Here is a 19,514-nt window from a genome sequence, read left to right on the forward strand (position 1 = left end):
TCAGGTCCAGCGCATGTGGCTGGGCACGATGACGATGGTCGCCGTCAGCGCACAGGCCGCGTCGTCCACCACCAGCACCACGCGCACGCCCTCCACCGTCACCAGCAGCGAGGGCTGCTCGCTGTGCAGCGCCATCAACCACGACGACGCCAGGGGCAGCTCCGAGGCCGCCAGCTCCGAGGCGCGCAACAGGTGCACGCGCACCGCGTGACGGACCGGGGCGGGCAGGGCGTGCAGCGCGTAGAGCGACTCGTCCGTCAGCCGCAGCGCGTACGGCACGCGCGGGGGTTCCTTCGGACGCCCGGGCAGCTCGCGCAGACGCTCCGCCAGGGCCTGCACCAGCGCCTCCGGCTGCTGCGGCTTGTGCAGGAAGCCCACCACCCCGTGCAGCGGCACGTCCGGCGCACCGCTCGCCGAGGACATCAGCATCACCGTCAGGTGCTGCAGCCGCGCGTCCATGCGCAGCTGGCCGTAGACCTCCCATCCATCCAGCCGGGGCAACACCAGGTCCAAAAGGATGAGGTCCGGGTGCTGCGCGCGCGGGCGATGACGCAGCCAGTCCAGCGCCTCCGCGCCGTCCGCCACGGACGACACCACGAAGCCCGCTTCACTCGCGGCGCGGCCCACACCCTCGCGCCATGTCCGATCGTCCTCGACGAGCAACAGGTGGTGGACGCCCAGGGCCATCCCCTGATTCGACCCGTTTTTCCTCGGGCTCTTGAAGCGCCCCTGGGCTGACGGGAGCCCCAGCGTCACCTGTCCGACAGTGTGCCCCGGCGACTGTTCCCCCCAGACGCCCGCCGTCTGACAGACCGTATCACCGTGCCACTGTCATCTTGCAGGCCAGCTGTAGATGCACACCCTGGGCGGCGCTCATGGCCTACCGCTGCCAGCTGGAACCCCCGGTGGTGCGCACGCTCACGGCGTGTACGCCCGCGGTGCGTGAGCAGCTTCAGGCGGAGCTGGGGGCGCTCGCCAGCGGGATGCCGTGTCTGCCGGTGTCGTCGTCGGGGCGGGAGGGGGCGACGGTGCTCGCCTGCGGCTTCCAGGTCCGCTACCGCGTGGAGCCGGACGCGGGGCTCCTGCGGTTGACCGCCCTGTCGCCGCTGGGCCTGGTCCGTTCGCCTTCCTCCTGACACGTCGCCAGACGGTCCTTGTCGCATGAGAAGCGGGGGCCTAAGTCGGAGGTGAGCTCCTCTTCTCCCGGATGCACCCCAGGCCCCTTCGCCCGCGAGCCTCGCACCGTGTCCCTGACCCTGGCCGACTTCCTCTTCCAGTCCCGTGACGTCCTGCAGGACGCGTGGCTCCACGAAGCCCCGGGCTCTGGTGACACGTTCACGCATGGGCTGTCCGCGGTGGCGGCCCGGATGTCGAACCCGGACGCGCGCGTCTCCGACTCACTGGCGCGCGAGCTGTCGCTGCTGGTGCAGGGCTCCGACGGGCACCCCACGACGACCAACTTCCGGCGCCTGCGCGACACGGTGCTGCGGCTGTGGCGCGAGCGGGGCGGCGGGGGCTCGGGCGACGAAGAACAGGTGGAGCGCTTCCACGACGCGGTGGACGCGGTGGAGGCCGCGGCGCTGGAGGCCCATGTCCAGGCGCGGATGCTCGCGTCGCGCGAGGCAGCGGAAGCGGCGCGCGAGCAGGGCGCTCCGGACGCGTCCGGCCCCCGGCGTTGGGAGGACATCTTCACGCACCTGGGCGTGGGCGTGGCGGTGATGGCCGCGGAGGACAGCACCTTCGTCGCGGCGAACCCCGCGCTCGCGCGCATGCACGGGCAACCCGCGGAAGCGCTCAAGGGCCTGCGGCTGGAGGACCTGGTCGCGCCCGAGTCGCGCGGCGCGCTGCCCCGGCACATGGCCGCCGCCAGCTCCAAGCCGTTCCACGAATACGAAGCGCTGCACCTGCGCCGCGACGGCAGCCGCTTCCCCGCGTTCGTGCACGTGACGTCCTTGAGGGACGCCACGGGCCGCCGAGTGGGCCGCGCCGCCACGGTGCTGGACATCACCCAGCGCCGTCAGGCGGAGGCGGAGCGGCAGCGCCTGCTGTCCACCATCGAGGCGGAGCGCGCGCGGCTGGCGGCGGTGTTGGACCAGCTCCCCGCGGGCGTGCTCATCGCGGAGGCGCCCAGCGGCCGGCTGCTGTTGGGCAACCGCGCGCTGGAGTCGCTGCTGGGGCATCCGTTCCGGCCCTCGGCCAGCCTGGCGGACTACGAGTCGTCGCATCAGATGTTCACCGCGGACAACCAGCCGCTGGCGGACGACGCGTGGCCCATGGCCCGCGCGCTGCGCACCGGCGAGACGCGCCAGGCGGAGCCGCTCCAGGTGCGCCGGCCGGACGGCACCACCGCGCACCTGCTGGGCTCCAGCGCGCCCGTGCGCGACCGGGACGACCACATCGTCGCGGGCGTCGTCACGCTGGTGGACGTCACCGAGCGCCGCCGCGCGGAAGAAGCGGCGCGGGAGGCGGCGCAGTTCGGCGAGCGGCTCATCGCCATCGTCAGCCACGACCTGCGAAACCCCCTCAACGCCATCCAGCTGTCCGTCACCAAGCTGATGCACGGCGACGCGCTCCAGGAGCGCGACCGCAAGGCGGTGTCCCGCATCGCGCGCTCCGGCGAGCGCATGGCGCGGATGATTTCGGAGCTGCTCGACTTCACCCGCAGCCGGCTGGGCGGCGGCATCCCGATTGAGCGCGTGCCCGGCGACGTGCGCGCGGTGTTGCGCCAGGCGGTGGAGGAGCTGGAGGCGGCGTGGCCGGAGCGCTCGCTGACGTTGAGCGTGGGCCCGGGCCGCTACGACGGCGCCTGGGACGCGGGCAGGCTGCTGCAGGTGGTGAGCAACCTGGGCGGGAACGCGCTCCAGTACAGCCCGCCGGATTCACCCGTGCGCTTCACGCTGTCGGACGCGGACGCGCACGTGGTGCTGGAGGTGCAGAACGGCGGAGAGCCCATTCCGCCGGACATGCTGCCGCGTTTGTTCGACCCCTTCCGGCGCGGCGCGGGCAGCAACACGCACGGCGGCCTGGGGCTGGGGCTCTACATCGTCGAACAGGTGGTGAAGGGCCACGGAGGCCGCATCGAGGTGCGCTCGCGCGCGTCGGAAGGCACCGTCTTCCGCGTGCTCCTGCCGCGTGAACAGGCGCAGCCCGCGACACCGCCGGCTCAGTAGGCGGCGGCTAACTGCGACTGCGCGGAGGAGCGGAACGGCTCCAGCGCGCGCATCAGGTCGTCCAGGTCCAACGGCTTGGGGATGGACGCCCGGATGCCCTGGGGCACGGGGCGGGTGGCGCCCGCGCCCGACACGACGATGACGGGCAGGTTCGCGAGGCGCGGCTCCTTCTGCACGCGCTCCATCAGCTCCCAGCCGCTCATCACCGGCATCATCAAATCCAGCAGCATCACGTCCGGCGTGGGGCCGCGCCTCAGGCGCTCCCAGGCGTGCAGGCCGTTGCCGGCGACCTCCACGGCGAACCCTTCCAGCGTGAGGAACTCCTCCAGCATCTCACGGCTGTCGACATGGTCTTCCACGAGGAGGATGAGGCTTCGCATGGCTTCCGGGAGCCTCCCCCCGTCCGGCCCCGTCCGAAAGACCCCGTGTCCAGGGAACGTCCAGCCCTGGACGATAGGCCATTGGCACTGTGAGGCCCGCGCCACTCGGGGTGCCTTGGAGGGCAGGCGGCCGAGGCCATCCCCGCGAAAAGCGGATGGGGCCTCCCCCTTCCAGGCGCCAGGAGCGCGGAAGGCGAAGGCCCCACCGGGGACCTCAGGCTACAGGTCTGTTCAGCCCTGGTACTGGTGCACGGACATGATGGGGTAGTTCATGGACGTGAGGCTGATGCGCTGCGAGCCGTCCGAGTTCACGTTGTTGGAGCCGATGAACTGGGGCTTGCCGTCCTTCCAGCCCGCGAACATCACCACGTGCTGGCCGTCGCCCACCTTCATGGAGACGACGTCGCCGGGCTTGGCGTCCTTCAGGTCCACGCGCTTGAAGTTCGGGTCGCGGTCCAGGTTCCCCTGGAGCGTCATCACGGACGCGCTGTGCTGGCTGTCCTTGATCTGCCCGGCCTGCTCCAGGCACGCGGAGACGAAGTTGGCGCAGTTGACGTTGTTGGGGACCCAGTCCTCCATGTCCGCGCCCACGCCGGTCTGCTCAAGCTTCAGCGAGCCGGCGTTCTTGCCCATGTGAGACATCGCGATGTCGAACGGGCTGCCACCGGGGCCGCGCGTGCCCGGGCCCGCGCCGCCCGGAGGCGCCGTCACGTTGCCCGCGCCGCTGGAGCCGCCGGAACCGCCGCCGCGCACGCCCTGACCCTGGGTGCCGGGCTCGAAGCTGTCGCGCGAGCCGGGGATGTTCAGCGTCTTGCCCGCGTAGATGAGGTCCTTGTTCTGGATGTCCGGGTTGGCCTTCATCAGCGAGTCCACGGACGTGCCGTAGCGCTTCGCCAGACCAGAGAGGGTGTCGCCAGACTGGATGCGGTAGCTCATGGGGGGCTCCTAGGGGAGCAGTGACCCGGAGGTGGTCACCGGCTGCGATTGTTTCCATTCTCGGCATTCAAGAACCGGTGTTGCGTCCCCCACCTGCTTTTCACTCCAAGCGCGCACATGTGGGCGAATTGGCGTACCTGGAGCGGAATCCGGGCCCTGAAAGGCTGCGCACCGGCGACAAGGCCCCCCGGTGGGCCGCCCGGAGAAGCCTTGTCGCGGTGCGCAATTTCCGGGGATTTAGCGGCTCTGGCCGTCGTGCTTCTGGCGGGCGATGCGGCGGCTGAGGGCGTCCTGCTTCGCGTCGATGCGGGCGCGCTCGGCGGCGTCCAGGTGGCCGTCGTCCCGGCGGTCCTGGCGGATTTCACGCTGGAGCGAGCGGTGCTGGCGCTCCAGGCGCACGGCCTCGCGGCCCGTGAGCTCGCCGCTCTTCACGCCCTGCTTGATGCGCTGCTGCTGGTTCACCTGGCGCCGGTCGGCCTCCGCGGCCACGGCCGGCAGCGCCACCGTCAGACCCAGCACCGCCGCGAGCATCCCCAGTCCGTTGCGCTTCATGGTGTGTCCTCCTCGATGCGCGCGGGCGTCGGTGCCAGCGCTTCGTCCTTGGAGGGTTGAACCCGGGATGCGCGCGGTGGTTGCGGGCGGCGCTCTTGACCGGGTGCGTCCAGGTGGGTGGCCCTTATGAAAGGGGAAACAATCCGAGGGGATGGGGACGTGCTGCACCCTTGAACGGGTGGGAGGGCCCGCGCATGGTGGTGGGGTGACGACCATTGCTCATCCCGACTTCACGGCGGCGCGGTTCACCAGCTACCCGGACGCGCGCTTCACCCCGGCTCCGGCGGACGGCGTGCTGCCGGAGGGCTTCTTCACCACGACGAACCTGCCCACGTACGTGAGGGTGGACGGGCGGTGGCGGATGCCGCGCGAGCCGCGCATGGACGGCGCGCTGGTGCGGGACGCGGCCGGCGAGCTCTGGGTGCGCGAGGGCCGCCGGGTGCGCGCGGGCGAGCAGGTGGTGGTGGGGAAGGCGGAGGACGGCAGCGAAGGCGTCTACGTGAACATGGCCTACCTGATGGAGGAGGGGGAGGGCGAGTTCAAGTTCATGACGAGCGAGGTGTCGCGCGAGAAGCCCATCGACTACGCGCACATGGCGCGGGTGCTGGTGGAGGAGCGCGAGCGTGGGGGCTATCCCATCTGGGTGACGGGGCCGGCGCTGGTGCACTCGCGGGCGCGGGCGGACATGACGTGGTTCGTGGAGAACGGCTTCGTGGGGGCACTGCTCGCGGGCAACGCGGTGGCGGTGCACGACATCGAGGCGTCCATCTACGGCACGACGCTGGGGATGAGCGGCGCGGGCGAGGCGACGTCGGGCGGGCACGGGCTGCACATGCGCGCCATCAACCGGGTGCGGCAGGCGGGCTCCATCGCGAAGGCGGTGGAGGCGGGCGTCATCACCAACGGCATCATGCACGCGTGCGTGAAGCACGGAGTGCCGTTCGTGCTGACGGGGTCCATCCGGGATGACGGGCCGTTGCCGGACGTGGTGACGGACAACCTGGCGGCGCAGGACGCGATGCGCAGGCACGCGGTGAAGGCGACGATGGCGGTGCTCGTGGCAACGGCGCTGCACGCCATCGCGACGGGGAACATGTTGCCAGCGTTCGTGACGGAGAAGGACGGCAGCCTGCGGGAGCTGCCCACCATCTGCGTGGATTCGTCCGAGTTCGTGGTGAGCAAGCTGAAGGACCGGGGCACGCACCAGGCCTTCGGCGTGGTGACGAACGCGCAGGACTTCATGCACATCCTGCGGCTGTATGTGGAGCGCGAGCTGGCCGCGCGAGGCACGGCGCCGAAGCCGGCCTGAAGCCTCAGCGCTGGGTGAGGGCCGGAGCCGAGACGGCCTTCCAGGCCGCGCTCGACAGCCCGCCCTCGGTGCCGAAGAGGGCGGAGTCACCGTCAGGGAGCACCGCGTAGACGCGCGGATCCGCCAGCTTCGGCAGGGCCCGCGTCTCCCCCGTGGCCGCGTCGAAGTACGACGCGCCGAGCAGCGTGCCCACCAGCGCCCCGCCGGGCACGAGCGCGGCGGAGACGATGGCGGAGGAAGGCAGGCCGGGAGCGGCGCGCACGCGAGTCCACTTCGCGCCGTCGAAGTAGCTGAAGCCGTCCTGGCAGGTGCCCGCGATGGCGCGTCCTTGCGCGTCGGTGGACAGCGCGGTGATCCAGTTGTCGGTGAGGTCGCGGCCGTCGTGGAAGCGCTGCCACTTCGCGCCGTCCCAGCGCAGCAGGCCCCGGTCCTCGCTGCCCATCCACAGGAATCGGCCCGAGGCTTCACCGACGGAGGGGTGCTTGCTCCACTCCGTCGGCAGCGGCAGCCGTTTCATGAGCGACAGGGGAGACGTCCCGGGAGTGACCAGGGACATGCCCCGGCCGTCGACCAGCGCGACGCCTTCATCCATCTGGGACACGTTGAGCACGGACAGCTTCCCCAGGGCCACGGGGTTGCGAGACCCGTAGGCAATCTGCGTCCACGTCTTCCCGTCATGGAAGCCCAGGCCGTACGTGGTGGCGACGTAGAGGTTCGGTCCGTCGCTGCTGATGCCCAGCACCTGGTCGCTGGGAAGCGAAGGTGTGCGGACGGTCTGCCACCGGCCGTCATCGCGCTGCCAGCAGGCGCCCCGGTCGAACGTGCCCACCACCAGCCGCCCCTGATGCCGTGCGAGCGCGGTGATGTGATTGCCGCAAATCTGCCCGGTCGGAGTGACCCGGCGCCACCCCTTCGGGCCATGCAGGAACACACCCGAGGAACGCGTGCCCGCCCATTCCGTGTTCAACACGGTGGCGCCCTTGGGAACGCTCACGGCCTGGAGTGGCACGGACTCCGTCTCCCAAGCGTGCACCTCACCGTGACTGCCCACGATGCGCACGCCCTGCTCCGTCACGGTGAATGACAGCAGCCCGGTGGGCACGTCGCGAAGCGCGGAGAGCCGGCCACTGGCGCTGATGGAGAACGCGCCCTCGGTGGTGCCCACGTCCACGCCGTCACGTGTGTCCGAGATGAAGCGCACCGGTCCCGGCAGTGACCACGCGCGCTGGGTGCCCAGCTCGAACAGACGTCCCTCCGCCGTGCCCGCGAAGCGCGGAGAGAACGCCGTGTACGTCGCACCCGGCGTCAGCACCGAGGCCAGTGACTCCAGGCGGTTCACGTAGTCCGGAGTGCTCGCGTCCTCGGCGGGAGGCAGCGCCTGCCAGTGCACGTCCAGCACGGGCGTCACCTGGAAGCGGGCGTCCAGCGACACCAGCCCTTCATCCGTGGCGACGAAGAGCCGGTCGCCCGTGGACTCCAGCGCGCGGCAGTAGTGGCTGGGAAGCCCGTCCTCCACCGTGAGCACGCGCACCGGACGGCCCGCGGTCGTGAACAGCTCCAGGCCGCCTTCGGTGCACGCGACGACGTGGCCGCCGAAGGGCTCCAGGTCGTGCACGGTCTCGGTGTTGGTGACGGTAGCGGCCAGGGTCAGCGCGGTGAGGGTGGAGAGCATCATGCTCCACCCCTATTGCGAACCCCGGGCCAGCCCGGTCTGTGTCCCCGGAGCCGCACCCGCGGCCCTGTTGACCCTGTCGCCCTTCACGAACGATGGTCGCGCGCGGGGGGATTGGGGCCGGGCCTCCGTTGGAGTCCAAGACATGCTGCGTTCGGGTTCTTCCCTGGCGATGGCGCTCGCGCTCGCCATCCTCTGTGCTTGCGCACCGTCCGACCCGTGCGATGTCGTCTACTGCGGTCCGGGCCGGTGCGATGCGTCCTCCGGACAGGCCGTGTGCGACTGCCCCCAGGGCTACGTCCAGGCGGACATGTCCTGCAAGCGGAACGTGCGCAAGGGGGATGACCATGGGGACTCCATCGAGGCCGCGACCCCCTTGGAGTTCATGGACGCCGACCAATCGATGCACGCGAACCTGGACATCGCGGACGACGTGGACCTGTTCTCGTTCCGCATCAAGGCCGGCCGCATCTGCCGATTCAGCTGCCGTCGCTACCTGGATGAAGGCTACGAAGGCTACGAGCCGACCTGCTTGGTTGAGCTCCTCGGCGCGGACGGGCTCAAGTTGCCGGGCTCGGTGGGCTCAGGGGGGCCTGCGTACTACCAGGCGGCCGTGCTCGCCACGCAGGATGGCACCGTGTACGCCCGCGTGAAGGGCTTCTCCGCCTCCCCCTCCACTTTCGACACCCGCTACGAATACTCGCTGGTGGACCGGGGGCCGGACGACTTCGGGAACACCCTCGCGGAAGCCACCCGTCGGCCCGTTGGCACCAACGTCTCGGGGCACATCGAACCCTACGGCGATGTCGACGTCGTCGCGCTGGACGTCGTCGCGGGCCGCACCTACCGGTTGGTTTGCGGAGGCGTCGGCAACAACAACTGTGGCATGCGAGTGCGCGACCCCGGGGGCGAGGTGCTGTACCAGGCGGCGATGGTCGAAACAAAGCCGAAGAGCGACACGTTCGACCTCCAGGTGATGCAGGAAGGCCGTCATACGGTCGAGCTGTTCTTCACCACGGGGCTCCTCTTCTCCTACGGCGTGGGTGACTACACCTTCTCTGCCACCGACCTGGAACCTTGAGTGCCCGCCACGCTGCCCGCGGCTAGCGCGCGCTGCCCGCCGGGACTCCAAGTCGCTGCTCATAGGCATCCAGCGTCCGCTGCCAGGCGGGCCGTGCCTCACAGCGCTCGCGATAGGCGGAGACCCGGGGGAAGCCTTCGAGCACGCCCGCGTTGCGCACCTCGCGCAGCACCGTGGTCATCAGGATGTCCGCCACGGTGAACGTCTCGCCAGTGAGATACGGACGCTCCCGGAGCCAGTCCTCGAGCGTGGTCAGGTGGTGCTCGGCGTACTTCACCAACCCGGGACGCCGCTGCGCGCCGGTGGGGTCGGAGGCGCCGAGCAGGTCGACCATGATGAGCTGGGACATCGGCAGCTCCACGGTGGTGAGCGCGGCGAAGCACCAGCGCATCACCTGGGCGCGGCCCTGGAAATCCGTGGGCATCAACTGGCCCGTCTTCTCCGCCAGGTACAGCAGGATGGCGCCCGTCTCGGTGAGCACGAAGCCGTCGTCGTCGAGCACCGGCACCTGGCAGAAGGGGTTCAGCTGCTGGTACTCCTCCCTCCGGGTTTCCCCAGCGGGATGATCCACGCCGTGCACCCGGTAGGGCACGCCCAGCTCCTCGAGCATCCATAGGACGCGCAAATCGCGCGTGAGTCCTACGACCTTCGAATGGACGCGGCCAAAGCCATACAGGGTGATCATCGCGGCATTGTTGATGCCGCGCCCGCCGCTGTCGAGGCGCTTGTTCGCACCAGCGGTTGGCGACGCGCTGCGAGAAGCGCGCCGCCACCGCCTGTCTCTGGCTAGAACGACTCTTCCGGCAGGTCCATCAGGTCCAGGTTGCCGTTCTCCACCATGCGCGCCGCGTGCGAGATGCCGGGCAGCACCTCATGGCAGTACCAGCGGGCGCTGGCCACCTTGCCGCCGTAGAACGCCTTGTCACCGGGGTTGGTCTTCATCCGCTCCAGCGACACGGCCGCGTGGCGCACCAGCAGCCAGCCGATGATGACCTCCGCCACGGCGAACAGCACGCGGTTGCCCTGGAAGCCCACGTGGTAGACGGACTCGCCCAGCTTGCCCATCAGCGTGCCGAGCATCGTCTGCAGGTGGCCCACCGCCTCGCCCAGCGCGGCACGCTCGGTCTTCAGCTCCGGACCGCCCTCGTCGCCATCCGCCGTCGCGCGGACGCGCTCCAGCAGGCCCATCAGCGTCGCGCCGCCGTCGCGCGCCACCTTGCGCATCAGCAGGTCCAGCGCCTGGATGTGCGTGGTGCCCTCGTAGAGCGAGTCGATCTTCTGGTCCCGGATGTACTGCTCCACCGGGTAGTCCGTGAGGAAGCCCGAACCGCCGTGCACCTGGAGCGACAGGGACAGCAGCTCGTACGCCTTCTCCGAGCCGTATCCCTTCACCAGCGGAAGCAGCATGTCGTTGAGCACGTCCGCCTCGCCCGCCGCGGTGGAGCGGTGGCCGCCCTGGATCTCCACCTGGTCCTGCACGGACGCGGTGAACAGGGCCAGCGCGCGCAGACCTTCCGCGTGCGCCTTCTGCGCCATCAGCATGCGGCGCACGTCCGGGTGCTGGAGGATGTTCACGCGCGGCGCCGTCTTGTCGCGCGCCTTCCCCAGGTCGCTGCCCTGCACGCGGTCCTTCGCGAACGACAGCGCGCGGTAGTAGCCCGCGGACAGCGCGGCCATGGACTTGAGGCCTACCGCCATGCGTGCGTTCTCGATGATGTGGAACATCTGCCGGATGCCGTCGTGCACGTCACCCAGCAGCAGGCCGCGCGTGGGCTTGCCGTCGCCGAACGTCAGCTCGCACGTGACGGACCCCTTCAGGCCCATCTTCTTCTCCAGCTTGGTGCACACGACGTTGTTGTGCTCGCCCAGGCTGCCGTCCTCGTTCACCCAGAACTTGGGCACCACGAACAGCGACAGGCCCTTGGTGCCCGGCGCCGCGCCGTCCGGACGCGCGAGCACCATGTGGATGATGTTCTCCGCGATGTCCGACTCGCCGTTGGTGATGAAGCGCTTGACGCCTTCAATCTCCCAGACGTCGCCGTCCACCTGACGGGCCTTGGTGCGCGCGGCGCCGACGTCGCTGCCCGCGTCCGGCTCCGTCAGCACCATGGACCCGCTCCAGCGCTTGTCCAGGATGTGCGGAAGGAAGCGCTGCTTCTGCGACTCCGTGCCCAGCTTGTCGATGACGCGCGCCAACAGGTTGCCCAGCGTGAAGAACGCCAGCGCGGGGTTGCTGCCCAGGATCAGCTCGAACGCGGCCCAGCCCAGCGACGGCGGAGCGCCCAGGCCGCCCAGGTGCGAGGGCGTCTCCAGCAGGTGCATGCCCGCGTCGTAGTAGGCGCCCATCGCGGCCTTCAGGCCGGGGGGCAGCTTCACCTCGCCGTTCTCCAGCTTCGGCGGGTTGTGCTCGGACTCGTCGAAGCTCTTCGCCAGCTCCTGCGTGCACAGCTGCGCGAACGTCTGCAGCGTCTGCCGGGCCGCCGTCTCGTCCAGGTCCCCGAAGGGCGCCTTGCCCAGCGACGTGTGGCCGATGTCCAGGAACTCGAAGAGGTTGAACTCAATATCGCGGAGGTTGGGCGTGTAGTGCAGGGACGACGACATCGAAGGACTCCTCGCGGCCGGGTGCGAATGAAACAGCCCCGCGCCAGTGAAGGCGCGGGGCCAGAAACGGACCGCCAGGGTATCCGAGATTGATTCGCGGGTCAGTCACGCCGAGTGTGGATGACGCGCAGCGTCTCCCTGCGTTCGAAGCGATTGCCGGCGGCGTCGCGGGCGACGAACACCAGCTCGTAGGAACCGGCGGGCGTGCCTTCGGGGATGACCAGCGACTTGTTGAAGCGCAGGCCGTCCTGCGAGTCGAGCAGCTGCTGGTCCTCGCCGAAGAGGTCGCCGTACACGCTGACCTCCTGCGTGGTCTCCACCGCGTCCACGTCGAACGTCAGCGTGTCACCGGGGGCGAGCTCCTTCTGGGAGAGGACGACGTCGAAGTCATTGCCCTGGGAGTCCAGGCGGTAGCGAACCTCGCTGCGCTCCACGCGGCCGTCCGCCAGCTCCGCGATGATGAACACGGTGTAGTAGCCATCCGAGACACCCAGCGGCACGAGGAACCGGCCGCGCCAAGAACGGGTGAGCGAGTCGAACGTGAGCGGCTTCACCAGGCCGAAGGGGAAGTAGGCGGTGACGCGGCGGGCGTTGCGCGGGGCGCGCACGGAGATGATGGGGTCGCCGGGGGGAATCTCCTCGCGGCTGAGCGCGCCGGAGACCATGCCGTCGGGGAGCTGCACGGGGACCATCTCGCGGACCGACTCGCCGTTGGGGGCCGTGCGGGCCACCTGCTCCACCGCGACGAAGGACGTGTAGCGGCTCATCAGGTGGTACTGGAGCGCGGTGTCGGTGATGCCCTGGACGACTTCGGGCGTCTCGCCGCGGTAGCCCTCCACGGTGAGCTCTTCGATGCGCTGGCGGGCCCAGAGGCTCTTGAGGGAGTCGTGCTCCGGGGCGACTTCGGGGAAGTGCACGGGCACGTCGAAGCGGCGGACCTGGCCACGCACGCGGCCGGAGATGCGGAGGACGCCGTCACCGGTGCCGGTGAACTTGCCGACGAGGAACAGCGGCTGGCCGGCGAAGAGGTCCGGCACGGACTTCGGGTACACGTCGCTGACGGGCAGGCCGTCGGTGTCCACCACGACCGAGGTGAGGACGGGGCCGCGCATGCGCTGCTCGAACTCGCGGGCGACGTCTTCCTCCGGGCGGTTGAGGTTGACGAGGGTGGAGGCGCCGCGGCCCAGTTCACCCATCTTGGTGATGAGGTAGCGGTTGGTGCTGGAGCCCACGCCAGCGGAGAAGATGCGCGTCTCCTCGCGCAGGTGCTCTTGGAGCGTGCTGAGCACCTGCTCGTCACCGCCGATGAGGCCGTCCGTCATGAAGAGCACCATGCGCAGGCGGGCGGGGTCGTTGGCGGGGACCATGGCCTCCTCGGCGGCGATGCGCACGTCGGTGCCGCCACCGCCCCAGAAGTTGGCGACGTAGGGCAGGGCGTTCTGGATGTTCTCCGGCGTGGCGGGGACGGCGGTGGGGGCGAACTTGGTCACCCGCGTGTCGAAGTTGAGGACCTGGAAGGTGTCCTCGGGCATCAGGTGGTTGAGGACCTCCTTGGTGATGGCCTTGGACTTCTCGATGGCGAGGCCGGACTGCGAGCAGGACGTGTCGAGCACCATGTAGAGCTCGCGGGGGACGATCTCCTTCTCGGTGGGGGACAGCTGCGGGTTGAGCATCACCAGGAAGTAGCCGTGGTCCGCGCCGGGCTCGCGGTGCATGAGGACGGCGGGGCGGATGAGCGCGTCGGCGACGACGTATTCGAGGATGAAGTCCTTGTTGGGGATGCGGTCATCGCGGCCCAGGCTCACGGTGGCGCGGGTCTGGCCATCGCGCTTCACGTCCACGCGGTGGGTGGTGGAGCGCAGCGAGTGGACCGGAAGGCCAGCGTCCATGCGCACGGTGAGCTGGATGTCATGGCCGCTGCGCGTGTCGGAGAGCACCGGAGGCGTGATGCGGCTCGCGTCGGGGACGGTGGTGGTGTCGGGCTCCACGCCTTCACCCTGGCGCGTGGGAAGCGGCGTGCCGCCGATGAAGCGAGGGGCCACGACCATGGGGAAGCTGAAGCGGTAGGTGCCGGCGTCGTAGGTGAGGCGCTCCACGTAGTGGATGCGCACGCGGATGGTCTCGCCGGGGAGGATGTTGGCGACGGACTGGGTGAAGATGTTCGGCCGCTCCTGGTCGAGCAGCGCGGCCGTCTTGCCCTCGGCCTTGGCGCGCTCGTAGGTGTCGCGGGCCTGCTCGCGGGTCTGGATGACGCCCGTGATGACGCGCTCACCGATGTGCATCTCCATGCCATCCACGGCGGCGAGCTCCGGCAGCGGGAAGACGTAGATCGCTTCGAGCGGCGAGGTGTAGGGGTTCTCGAACACCTGCGTCACGGTGACGGAAGCGAGGAAGCCACTGACCTCCGCGTCCACCTCCGTGCGCTTGAGGCTGAATGTGCGCGGCTCGGTGTCCGGGCACTCGGTGGGCTCCGCCTGCTGCGGCTGCGCACGGAAGCGAGCCACCAGGGTGCCCTGGGCGACGCCCGCGGTGGGCGAAGCGGCCGGGGGGCAGGGTTGTGCGGAGGCCGGGGCGGCCAGAAGGCAGACGAAGAGTGTGGCGAGCAGGACTCGCATGGTCGGGAACCTTGGTTTCAGGGTGTGCCCGGGGACATTGCAGCCCCCGGGCCAACCCTGGTTCCCCTCTGAAACGACAGGCCGTGTGGCTGTGAAGCCACACGGCCGTGTGTCAGCTGCCCTTGAGCTGCAGCGTGGGCACCGCCCCCTCGCCGAGTACCAGGTGCACCTGACCCACCTTCGCGGCCAGGTCCTTGTACGCCTCCAACTCCTTGAGCCGCACGAGCAGCGGGTTCTCCGCGAGCACCTTCGCCGTCTGTGCCATGGAGCGCGTCGCCGCCGTCTCCTCGCGCCGCAGGATGACGTTGGCCTCCGCTTCCTTCTGCGCCTGGATGACCCGGTTGAGCAGGTCCTTCATCTCCTTCGGCAGCACCACGTCCTTGATGCCGAAGCGCAGCAGCTCCAGACCCACGCCCTCCGCCCCCGACTTCACCTGCGCGTACAGCTCCTCGGACACCATCTCGCGCGCCGCGAGCAGTTCATCCAACGTGCGTGTGGACACGGCCTCGCGCGCCGCGAGCTGCATGGCCAGGTAGAGGATTTCATCCGGCGCTCGCGCCACCACCGCCAGCCGCCGCGCGTCCACCACCCGGTACGCCGCGGACAGGTTGAGCCGCAGCGTCACGCGGTCCTTGGTCATCACCTCCTGACCGGTGACGTGGAGCAGCTTTTCGCGCAGGTCGATGACCGCGAACTGCACCTTGTGCGCGACCGTCCACGCCGCGTGCCGGCCCGGCGGCAGCACCGCGTCCAGCACACCGTTCACGTAGCGCAGCGCCACCGTGCCCTCCGTGGCCGTGGTCTCCACGTAGTCACTGGCCGGAATCAGCGCGCGCACCTCGTCCCGCGGGGGCTCCGTCGCCACCCCGGACACGTCCACGCGCTCCACTCGCACGGTCGGCGTCTCGGGCCGACCGGTTCGACCGGGCAGCCGCTGCGCCGTCCACACCTGATGCTGACCACGACCCAGCCACCGCACCGGCTGGCCGTGATGGAAGACCACCGCGCGCTCGTCCGCGCCCAGCTCCAGCACCTGGAGGTCCTTCTCCGGCACCAACGCGAGCTTCGCTTCATCCAGCCGGGTGACGGGCGGCTCCAGCGGCACGCGCTCGTAGCGGACGTTCTGGAACGGACGCACCACCCAGTGCCGGCCCGGCCCCAGGTACTGCTCCGCCTTCCCGTTCACCACCACGAACAGCCGCTCGTTCTGCGCCACTTCCACCCGACCGATACCCATGACACGTCACCTCGACGACAAGAAAAGAGTGCAACCCGGCGGCTGGAGAAAAGGACCCCGCCGCCCCACGAGCGCTTCGCGCGAACAGACCGTCCGGATCCGCGTTCAGCCTCCCGAACCTCCGCACCGGATGCAGGTCACGGACGGCGACCGGAGCGTTCCGCGAACAGCACGGAAGCCTCTGGACACCCTGGCGACCGGCCAGTGTGCGGCGTGGGGAGGAGGACGCGGTGGACTCGCGTTGGCACCAGCGGAAACGACGGGGTCCGGCGAACGAAGGAGTCGAACCTTCGAATGCGAGATCTTGAGTCTCGTGCTCTACCGTTGAGCGAGTTCGGGTTTTTGCCCAGCCAAGGGCAGCCATGCGCGCCTCACGGTGGCGTGCGACCGGTACGGCCTTCGATAGCGGCAGGAACACCCGGAGGTGATGGCCGTGAGGAACGTCCGAGTCTCATGCACCGGCGCAAAGCGCCCCCGCATGGAACCGGACGCCTCGGGACAACCCCGTGCGCCCCCCTGAAGCTGCCGACGGGCCTCTGGACGCGGGCGTGCGAAAATCCTGACGGCCCATGTCCCAGACCCTGGGGCTCAGGTGTCCAAGCGCTGCGTGCTCCATGCGCCATCTCGGGGACACATGAATCGAGCCGTTTGGGTCGTGATGCTGGGAATGAGCTGTGCGCTGCTCGGGGCCTGTGGGGAGGAAAGCGCTGGGGACGAAGACTCCGGCTGGCGCTTGGGGGCCATGAAGCTGCGGATCTCCATGGGAGAGGATCCCTGCCCCGTGGTGACGGCGACGGTGACCCTGCGGTCGGGTGATGGGCGCCCGACAATGGGGCCCCTATCGCTCAACGTGAGGGATGGCGTCATCGAGGGCGTGACCCTCCCCTACGTCTACGAGTCGAGTGCCTGGTGGGTGCAAGTGCATGCCTACGACAGCAACGGCAACAACGTGTGCAGCGGGGACGACCCGGGCACAGGCGTGCACGAGGGGCGAACGACGTTCGTGTTCATCAAGATGCACTGCGCGTTTCCGAATTGCCCCTAGCGGAAAGGGACTCGCTTCAGCCGCGCGTCACGTCCCACCAGCCGAACCACATCACACGCTCCTCGGCCAGCAGCTCCCAGCCCGGCCCGTGCACGTACTCGCGCACGCGGAGCCCCGCCGCCTCCACCGCGCGAGTCGTCTCCTCCGCGCTCCACAGGTGCAGCGTCACGTCCGTGTCCGCCGTGCGCACCCGTCGCGTGGACGCCTCGTGCGCCTCCAGCCCGGACCTGCGCTCCAGCACCGTGAACAACATCCGCGCGCCCGGCTTCAACACCCTGCCCATGTGCCCCAGCACGCGCGGCAGGTCGTCACAGAAGTCCAGGCAACCAATGGCCAGCGCGACATCGAACGTGCCCAGGTCCTCCGGCACCGGATCCAGATAGCTGTGCACGCGCCACGTGCCGGACGGCCTTGAGCGCTTCGCCAACTCCAGCATCTCCGGCGCCAGGTCCAGGCCCACCACGTCCACGGACGCGTCCAGTCCTCGCGTGTGCAGGGCCGGGCCGCAGCCCACGTCCAGCACGCGCAGGCCCGGCTTCATCACGTCCGCGAGGAAGTGCTCCACGCGGTCACCGTAGCGGTGCAGCGACGGGTAGAGCACCTCGTAGGCGGAGGCGATCTCCCCGTACACCCGCGCGACGGCGGCCTCTTCACTCCTGCCGCCGTCCCCTTCGTCCGCCATGCCGTGCGCTCCTGATCAACAGCGCGGGCACCGTATCACGGCGTGTTGTTGCTTCCCGGCTTGCGGAACACCGCGAGCGACCGCCCGGCCATCTCGAACTTCCCGGGCTTCATCTCTTCATCGCCGCGCTTGTCGTCCGCCGTGTACAGCTCCAGCCGCCACGCGCCGCCCTCGCCCGGCGGCGGCACCGTGAACGGCACCGTGTCGTGGTGCGCGTTGAGCAGCACCAGCAGCGAGTCGCCGTTCACGCGCTGGCCCCGCTCGTCCGGCGTGGGGATGGCGTCGCCACCCAGCAGGAACGCCAGCGAGCGCACGAAGGGCTTCTGCCAGTCCTCCGCGCCCATCTCCGTGCCGTCTGGCCGGAACCACGCCAGGTCCTTGTGCTCGGACTCCCACAGGTGCTCGCCCTGGAAGAAGCGGCGGCGCTGCAGCACCGGCTGCCCGTGGCGGAACTGGATGAGCTTGCGCGTGAACTCCAGGAGGTCCTGGCGCGTCTTGTCCAGGTTCCAGTCCACCCACGACAGCTCGTTGTCCTGGCAGTAGGCGTTGTTGTTGCCCTGCTGCGTGCGGCCCATCTCGTCGCCCGCGACAATCATCGGCACGCCCGTGGACAGGAACAGCGACGCCATCAGGTTGCGCTTCTGGCGCTCGCGCAGGGAGATGATGTCGGTGTTGTCCGTCTCTCCCTCCACGCCGCAGTTCCACGCCTGGTTGTCATCCGCGCCGTCGCGGTTGTGCTCGCCGTTGGCCTCGTTGTGCTTGCTGCTGTACGTGACCAGGTCGTGCAGCGTGAAGCCGTCATGCGCGGTGACGAAGTTGATGGACGCTTGTGGACGCCTCCGCGCCGCCGCGAACAGGTCCGCGCTGCCCGTGAGCCGGTAGCCCACCTCCGAGGCCTGGTTCTCGTCGCCCTTCCAGTACTTGCGCAGCGCGTCCCGGTACTTGCCGTTCCACTCGTGCCACGGCGACGGGAAGCCGCCCACCTGGTAGCCGCCGAGCCCCACGTCCCACGGCTCCGCGATGAGCTTCACGCGGCTCAACACCGGGTCCTGGTTGATGATCTGGAAGATGGGCGCGTTCGGGTCGTAGCCGCCCTTGCCCACCCGGCCCAGCACCGTGGCCAGGTCGAAGCGGAACCCGTCCACGTGCATCTCCTCCACCCAGTAGCGCAGCGAGTCCACGATGAAGCGCGCCGTCTGCGGGTTGGAGGCGTTGAGGCTGTTGCCGCACCCCGTGAAGTCCAGGTAGTGCCGCGCCTCCGGCATGGTCCAGTAGTACGACGCGTTGTCGATGCCCTTGAACGACAGCGTGGGCCCCAGGTGGTTGCCCTCGCACGTGTGGTTGTACACGACGTCGAGAATCACCTCGATGCCCGCCGCGTGCAGCGACTTCACCATCGACTTGAACTCGGCCACCGCGCCGCCCGGCGTCTTGCGGCTGGCGTAGCGCTGCTCCGGCGCGAAGTAGTTCAGCGTGCTGTAGCCCCAGTAGTTCGACAGGCCCTTGTCGTTGAGGAACGAGTCGTCCGCGAACTCCTGCACCGGCAACAGCTCCACCGACGTGACGCCCAGCTTCTGCAGGTGCTCGATGATGGCCGGCGAGCCCAGGCCCGCGTACGTGCCGCGCTGGTGCTCCGGCACGCCCGGGTGGCGCATGGTGAGGCCGCGCACGTGGGCTTCGTAGATGACCGTCTTGCGCCACGGGATGTCCAGGCGCCGGTCATTGCCCCAGTCGAAGAAGTCGCTCACCACCACGCCCTTGGGCATGCCGGCCGCGCTGTCGCGCTCGTCGCGCATCAAGTCCTTCTTCGGATGGTCCAGGGGGTAGCCGAACACCGGCTGCTTCCAGTTCACCTCGCCGTGCAGCGCCTTGGCGTAGGGGTCCACGAGCAGCTTGTGCGGGTTGCAGCGGTGCCCCTTCTCCGGCTCGTAGGGGCCGTGCACTCGCAGGCCGTACAGCGTCCCGGGCTCCAGGTCCGGCACGTAGCCGTGCCAGACGAACTCCGTGCTCGTCGGCAGGTCGAAGCGTTCAATCTCCTTCGTCGGGTCCGCCCGGTCGAAGAGGCACACCTCCACGCGGGTGGCCACCTGCGAATAGACCGCGAAGTTGGTTCCCGCGCCGTCGAAGGTCGCGCCACGAGGCCAGGGCTTGCCCGGCCAGATCTCCCGCTTGCCGCTCATGCGTCTCACTCGATTCCGTGGGGAAACTGCCGCCGGAATGTGGGTGCGACTGCG

The 19,514-nt window shown here is 69.5% G+C and carries 16 protein-coding genes and 1 tRNA gene; 5 read left to right on the plus strand and 12 right to left on the minus strand.

What is annotated here, in order from left to right:
• Complete coding sequence (locus GTZ93_RS01365; protein WP_139915865.1) at window positions 1–687, minus strand: response regulator; 687 nt, start codon at window positions 685–687, stop codon at window positions 1–3.
• Window positions 688–875: 188 nt separating this feature from the next.
• On the opposite strand from GTZ93_RS01365, the gene GTZ93_RS01370 reads away from it, so the two are divergent.
• On the plus strand, window positions 876–1,136 hold the full coding sequence (locus GTZ93_RS01370; RefSeq protein WP_139915864.1) for a hypothetical protein: 261 nt from the start codon (window positions 876–878) through the stop codon (window positions 1,134–1,136).
• A gap of 108 nt (window positions 1,137–1,244) precedes the next feature.
• On the plus strand, window positions 1,245–3,170 hold the full coding sequence (locus tag GTZ93_RS01375; RefSeq protein WP_257978998.1) for a sensor histidine kinase: 1,926 nt from the start codon (window positions 1,245–1,247) through the stop codon (window positions 3,168–3,170).
• Here GTZ93_RS01375 and GTZ93_RS01380 read toward each other — a convergent pair.
• The 3 genes from GTZ93_RS01380 to GTZ93_RS01390 form a co-directional block, all read right to left on the minus strand.
• Window positions 3,164–3,550 (minus strand): response regulator, encoded by a 387-nt coding sequence (locus GTZ93_RS01380; protein ID WP_120598280.1) that lies wholly within the window; start codon window positions 3,548–3,550, stop codon window positions 3,164–3,166. The two genes, GTZ93_RS01375 and GTZ93_RS01380, sit on opposite strands and share 7 nt — an antisense overlap.
• Window positions 3,551–3,781: 231 nt before the next feature.
• On the minus strand, window positions 3,782–4,486 hold the full coding sequence (locus GTZ93_RS01385; protein ID WP_120575711.1) for a LysM peptidoglycan-binding domain-containing protein: 705 nt from the start codon (window positions 4,484–4,486) through the stop codon (window positions 3,782–3,784).
• A 237-nt stretch (window positions 4,487–4,723) separates the two neighbouring features.
• A complete protein-coding gene (locus GTZ93_RS01390) occupies window positions 4,724–5,038 on the minus strand; it encodes a hypothetical protein (RefSeq protein WP_139915863.1) in 315 nt (104 codons plus the stop codon).
• Window positions 5,039–5,243: 205 nt separating this feature from the next.
• Here GTZ93_RS01390 and GTZ93_RS01395 point away from each other — a divergent pair, with 205 nt between their 5' ends.
• Window positions 5,244–6,347: a putative NPN-dependent ornithine cyclodeaminase gene (locus GTZ93_RS01395; protein ID WP_139915862.1), complete on the plus strand. Its 1,104-nt coding sequence runs from the start codon at window positions 5,244–5,246 to the stop codon at window positions 6,345–6,347.
• Between the two features lie 4 nt (window positions 6,348–6,351).
• On the opposite strand, the gene GTZ93_RS01400 is transcribed toward GTZ93_RS01395, so the two are convergent.
• Window positions 6,352–8,022 (minus strand): ligand-binding sensor domain-containing protein, encoded by a 1,671-nt coding sequence (locus GTZ93_RS01400; RefSeq protein WP_139915861.1) that lies wholly within the window; start codon window positions 8,020–8,022, stop codon window positions 6,352–6,354.
• A gap of 142 nt (window positions 8,023–8,164) precedes the next feature.
• Here GTZ93_RS01400 and GTZ93_RS01405 point away from each other — a divergent pair, with 142 nt between their 5' ends.
• On the plus strand, window positions 8,165–9,100 hold the full coding sequence (locus GTZ93_RS01405; protein WP_139915860.1) for a hypothetical protein: 936 nt from the start codon (window positions 8,165–8,167) through the stop codon (window positions 9,098–9,100).
• A 22-nt stretch (window positions 9,101–9,122) separates the two neighbouring features.
• Here the strand turns inward: GTZ93_RS01405 and GTZ93_RS01410 are convergent, their stop codons facing one another.
• The 5 genes from GTZ93_RS01410 to GTZ93_RS01430 form a co-directional block, all read right to left on the minus strand.
• Entirely contained in the window at window positions 9,123–9,785 is a 663-nt protein-coding gene (locus tag GTZ93_RS01410) for a glutathione S-transferase family protein (RefSeq protein ID WP_139915859.1), read from the minus strand.
• 101 nt (window positions 9,786–9,886) lie between these two features.
• The gene (locus tag GTZ93_RS01415) at window positions 9,887–11,701 is read right to left on the minus strand and encodes an acyl-CoA dehydrogenase (RefSeq protein WP_139915858.1); all 1,815 of its coding nucleotides are present in this window, start codon (window positions 11,699–11,701) and stop codon (window positions 9,887–9,889) included.
• Window positions 11,702–11,802: 101 nt separating this feature from the next.
• The gene (locus GTZ93_RS01420) at window positions 11,803–14,316 is read right to left on the minus strand and encodes a VIT domain-containing protein (RefSeq protein WP_139915857.1); all 2,514 of its coding nucleotides are present in this window, start codon (window positions 14,314–14,316) and stop codon (window positions 11,803–11,805) included.
• 112 nt (window positions 14,317–14,428) lie between these two features.
• On the minus strand, window positions 14,429–15,553 hold the full coding sequence (locus tag GTZ93_RS01425) for a slipin family protein (protein WP_126934877.1): 1,125 nt from the start codon (window positions 15,551–15,553) through the stop codon (window positions 14,429–14,431).
• Between the two features lie 267 nt (window positions 15,554–15,820).
• Window positions 15,821–15,890, minus strand: a tRNA-Leu gene (locus tag GTZ93_RS01430).
• Window positions 15,891–16,295: 405 nt separating this feature from the next.
• On the opposite strand from GTZ93_RS01430, the gene GTZ93_RS01435 reads away from it, so the two are divergent.
• The gene (locus GTZ93_RS01435; RefSeq protein WP_139915856.1) at window positions 16,296–16,598 is read left to right on the plus strand and encodes a hypothetical protein; all 303 of its coding nucleotides are present in this window, start codon (window positions 16,296–16,298) and stop codon (window positions 16,596–16,598) included.
• Window positions 16,599–16,614: 16 nt separating this feature from the next.
• Here the strand turns inward: GTZ93_RS01435 and GTZ93_RS01440 are convergent, their stop codons facing one another.
• Complete coding sequence (locus tag GTZ93_RS01440) at window positions 16,615–17,280, minus strand: class I SAM-dependent methyltransferase (protein ID WP_139915855.1); 666 nt, start codon at window positions 17,278–17,280, stop codon at window positions 16,615–16,617.
• A 35-nt stretch (window positions 17,281–17,315) separates the two neighbouring features.
• Window positions 17,316–19,460, minus strand: a complete 2,145-nt coding sequence (gene glgX, locus GTZ93_RS01445; RefSeq protein ID WP_139915854.1) for a glycogen debranching protein GlgX — start codon at window positions 19,458–19,460, stop codon at window positions 17,316–17,318.
• Between the last annotated feature and the right edge of the window lie 54 nt (window positions 19,461–19,514).

The sequence above is a fragment of the Corallococcus exiguus genome (assembly GCF_009909105.1).
GTDB classification, from domain to species: Bacteria; Myxococcota; Myxococcia; order Myxococcales; family Myxococcaceae; genus Corallococcus; species Corallococcus exiguus.

Excerpts from the sequence above, each read along its gene's own strand:
- GTZ93_RS01365 (WP_139915865.1), bottom strand. The coding sequence starts at position 687 with ATGGCCCTGGGCGTCCACCACCTGTTGCTCGTCGAGGACGATCGGACA.
- GTZ93_RS01370 (WP_139915864.1), top strand. The coding sequence starts at position 876 with ATGGCCTACCGCTGCCAGCTGGAACCCCCGGTGGTGCGCACGCTCACG.
- GTZ93_RS01380 (WP_120598280.1), bottom strand. The coding sequence starts at position 3,550 with ATGCGAAGCCTCATCCTCCTCGTGGAAGACCATGTCGACAGCCGTGAG.
- GTZ93_RS01385 (WP_120575711.1), bottom strand. The coding sequence starts at position 4,486 with ATGAGCTACCGCATCCAGTCTGGCGACACCCTCTCTGGTCTGGCGAAG.
- GTZ93_RS01390 (WP_139915863.1), bottom strand. The coding sequence starts at position 5,038 with ATGAAGCGCAACGGACTGGGGATGCTCGCGGCGGTGCTGGGTCTGACG.
- GTZ93_RS01400 (WP_139915861.1), bottom strand. The coding sequence starts at position 8,022 with ATGATGCTCTCCACCCTCACCGCGCTGACCCTGGCCGCTACCGTCACC.
- GTZ93_RS01405 (WP_139915860.1), top strand. The coding sequence starts at position 8,165 with ATGCTGCGTTCGGGTTCTTCCCTGGCGATGGCGCTCGCGCTCGCCATC.
- GTZ93_RS01410 (WP_139915859.1), bottom strand. The coding sequence starts at position 9,785 with ATGATCACCCTGTATGGCTTTGGCCGCGTCCATTCGAAGGTCGTAGGA.
- GTZ93_RS01415 (WP_139915858.1), bottom strand. The coding sequence starts at position 11,701 with ATGTCGTCGTCCCTGCACTACACGCCCAACCTCCGCGATATTGAGTTC.
- GTZ93_RS01420 (WP_139915857.1), bottom strand. The coding sequence starts at position 14,316 with ATGCGAGTCCTGCTCGCCACACTCTTCGTCTGCCTTCTGGCCGCCCCG.
- GTZ93_RS01425 (WP_126934877.1), bottom strand. The coding sequence starts at position 15,553 with ATGGGTATCGGTCGGGTGGAAGTGGCGCAGAACGAGCGGCTGTTCGTG.
- GTZ93_RS01435 (WP_139915856.1), top strand. The coding sequence starts at position 16,296 with ATGAAGCTGCGGATCTCCATGGGAGAGGATCCCTGCCCCGTGGTGACG.
- GTZ93_RS01440 (WP_139915855.1), bottom strand. The coding sequence starts at position 17,280 with ATGGCGGACGAAGGGGACGGCGGCAGGAGTGAAGAGGCCGCCGTCGCG.
- glgX (WP_139915854.1), bottom strand. The coding sequence starts at position 19,460 with ATGAGCGGCAAGCGGGAGATCTGGCCGGGCAAGCCCTGGCCTCGTGGC.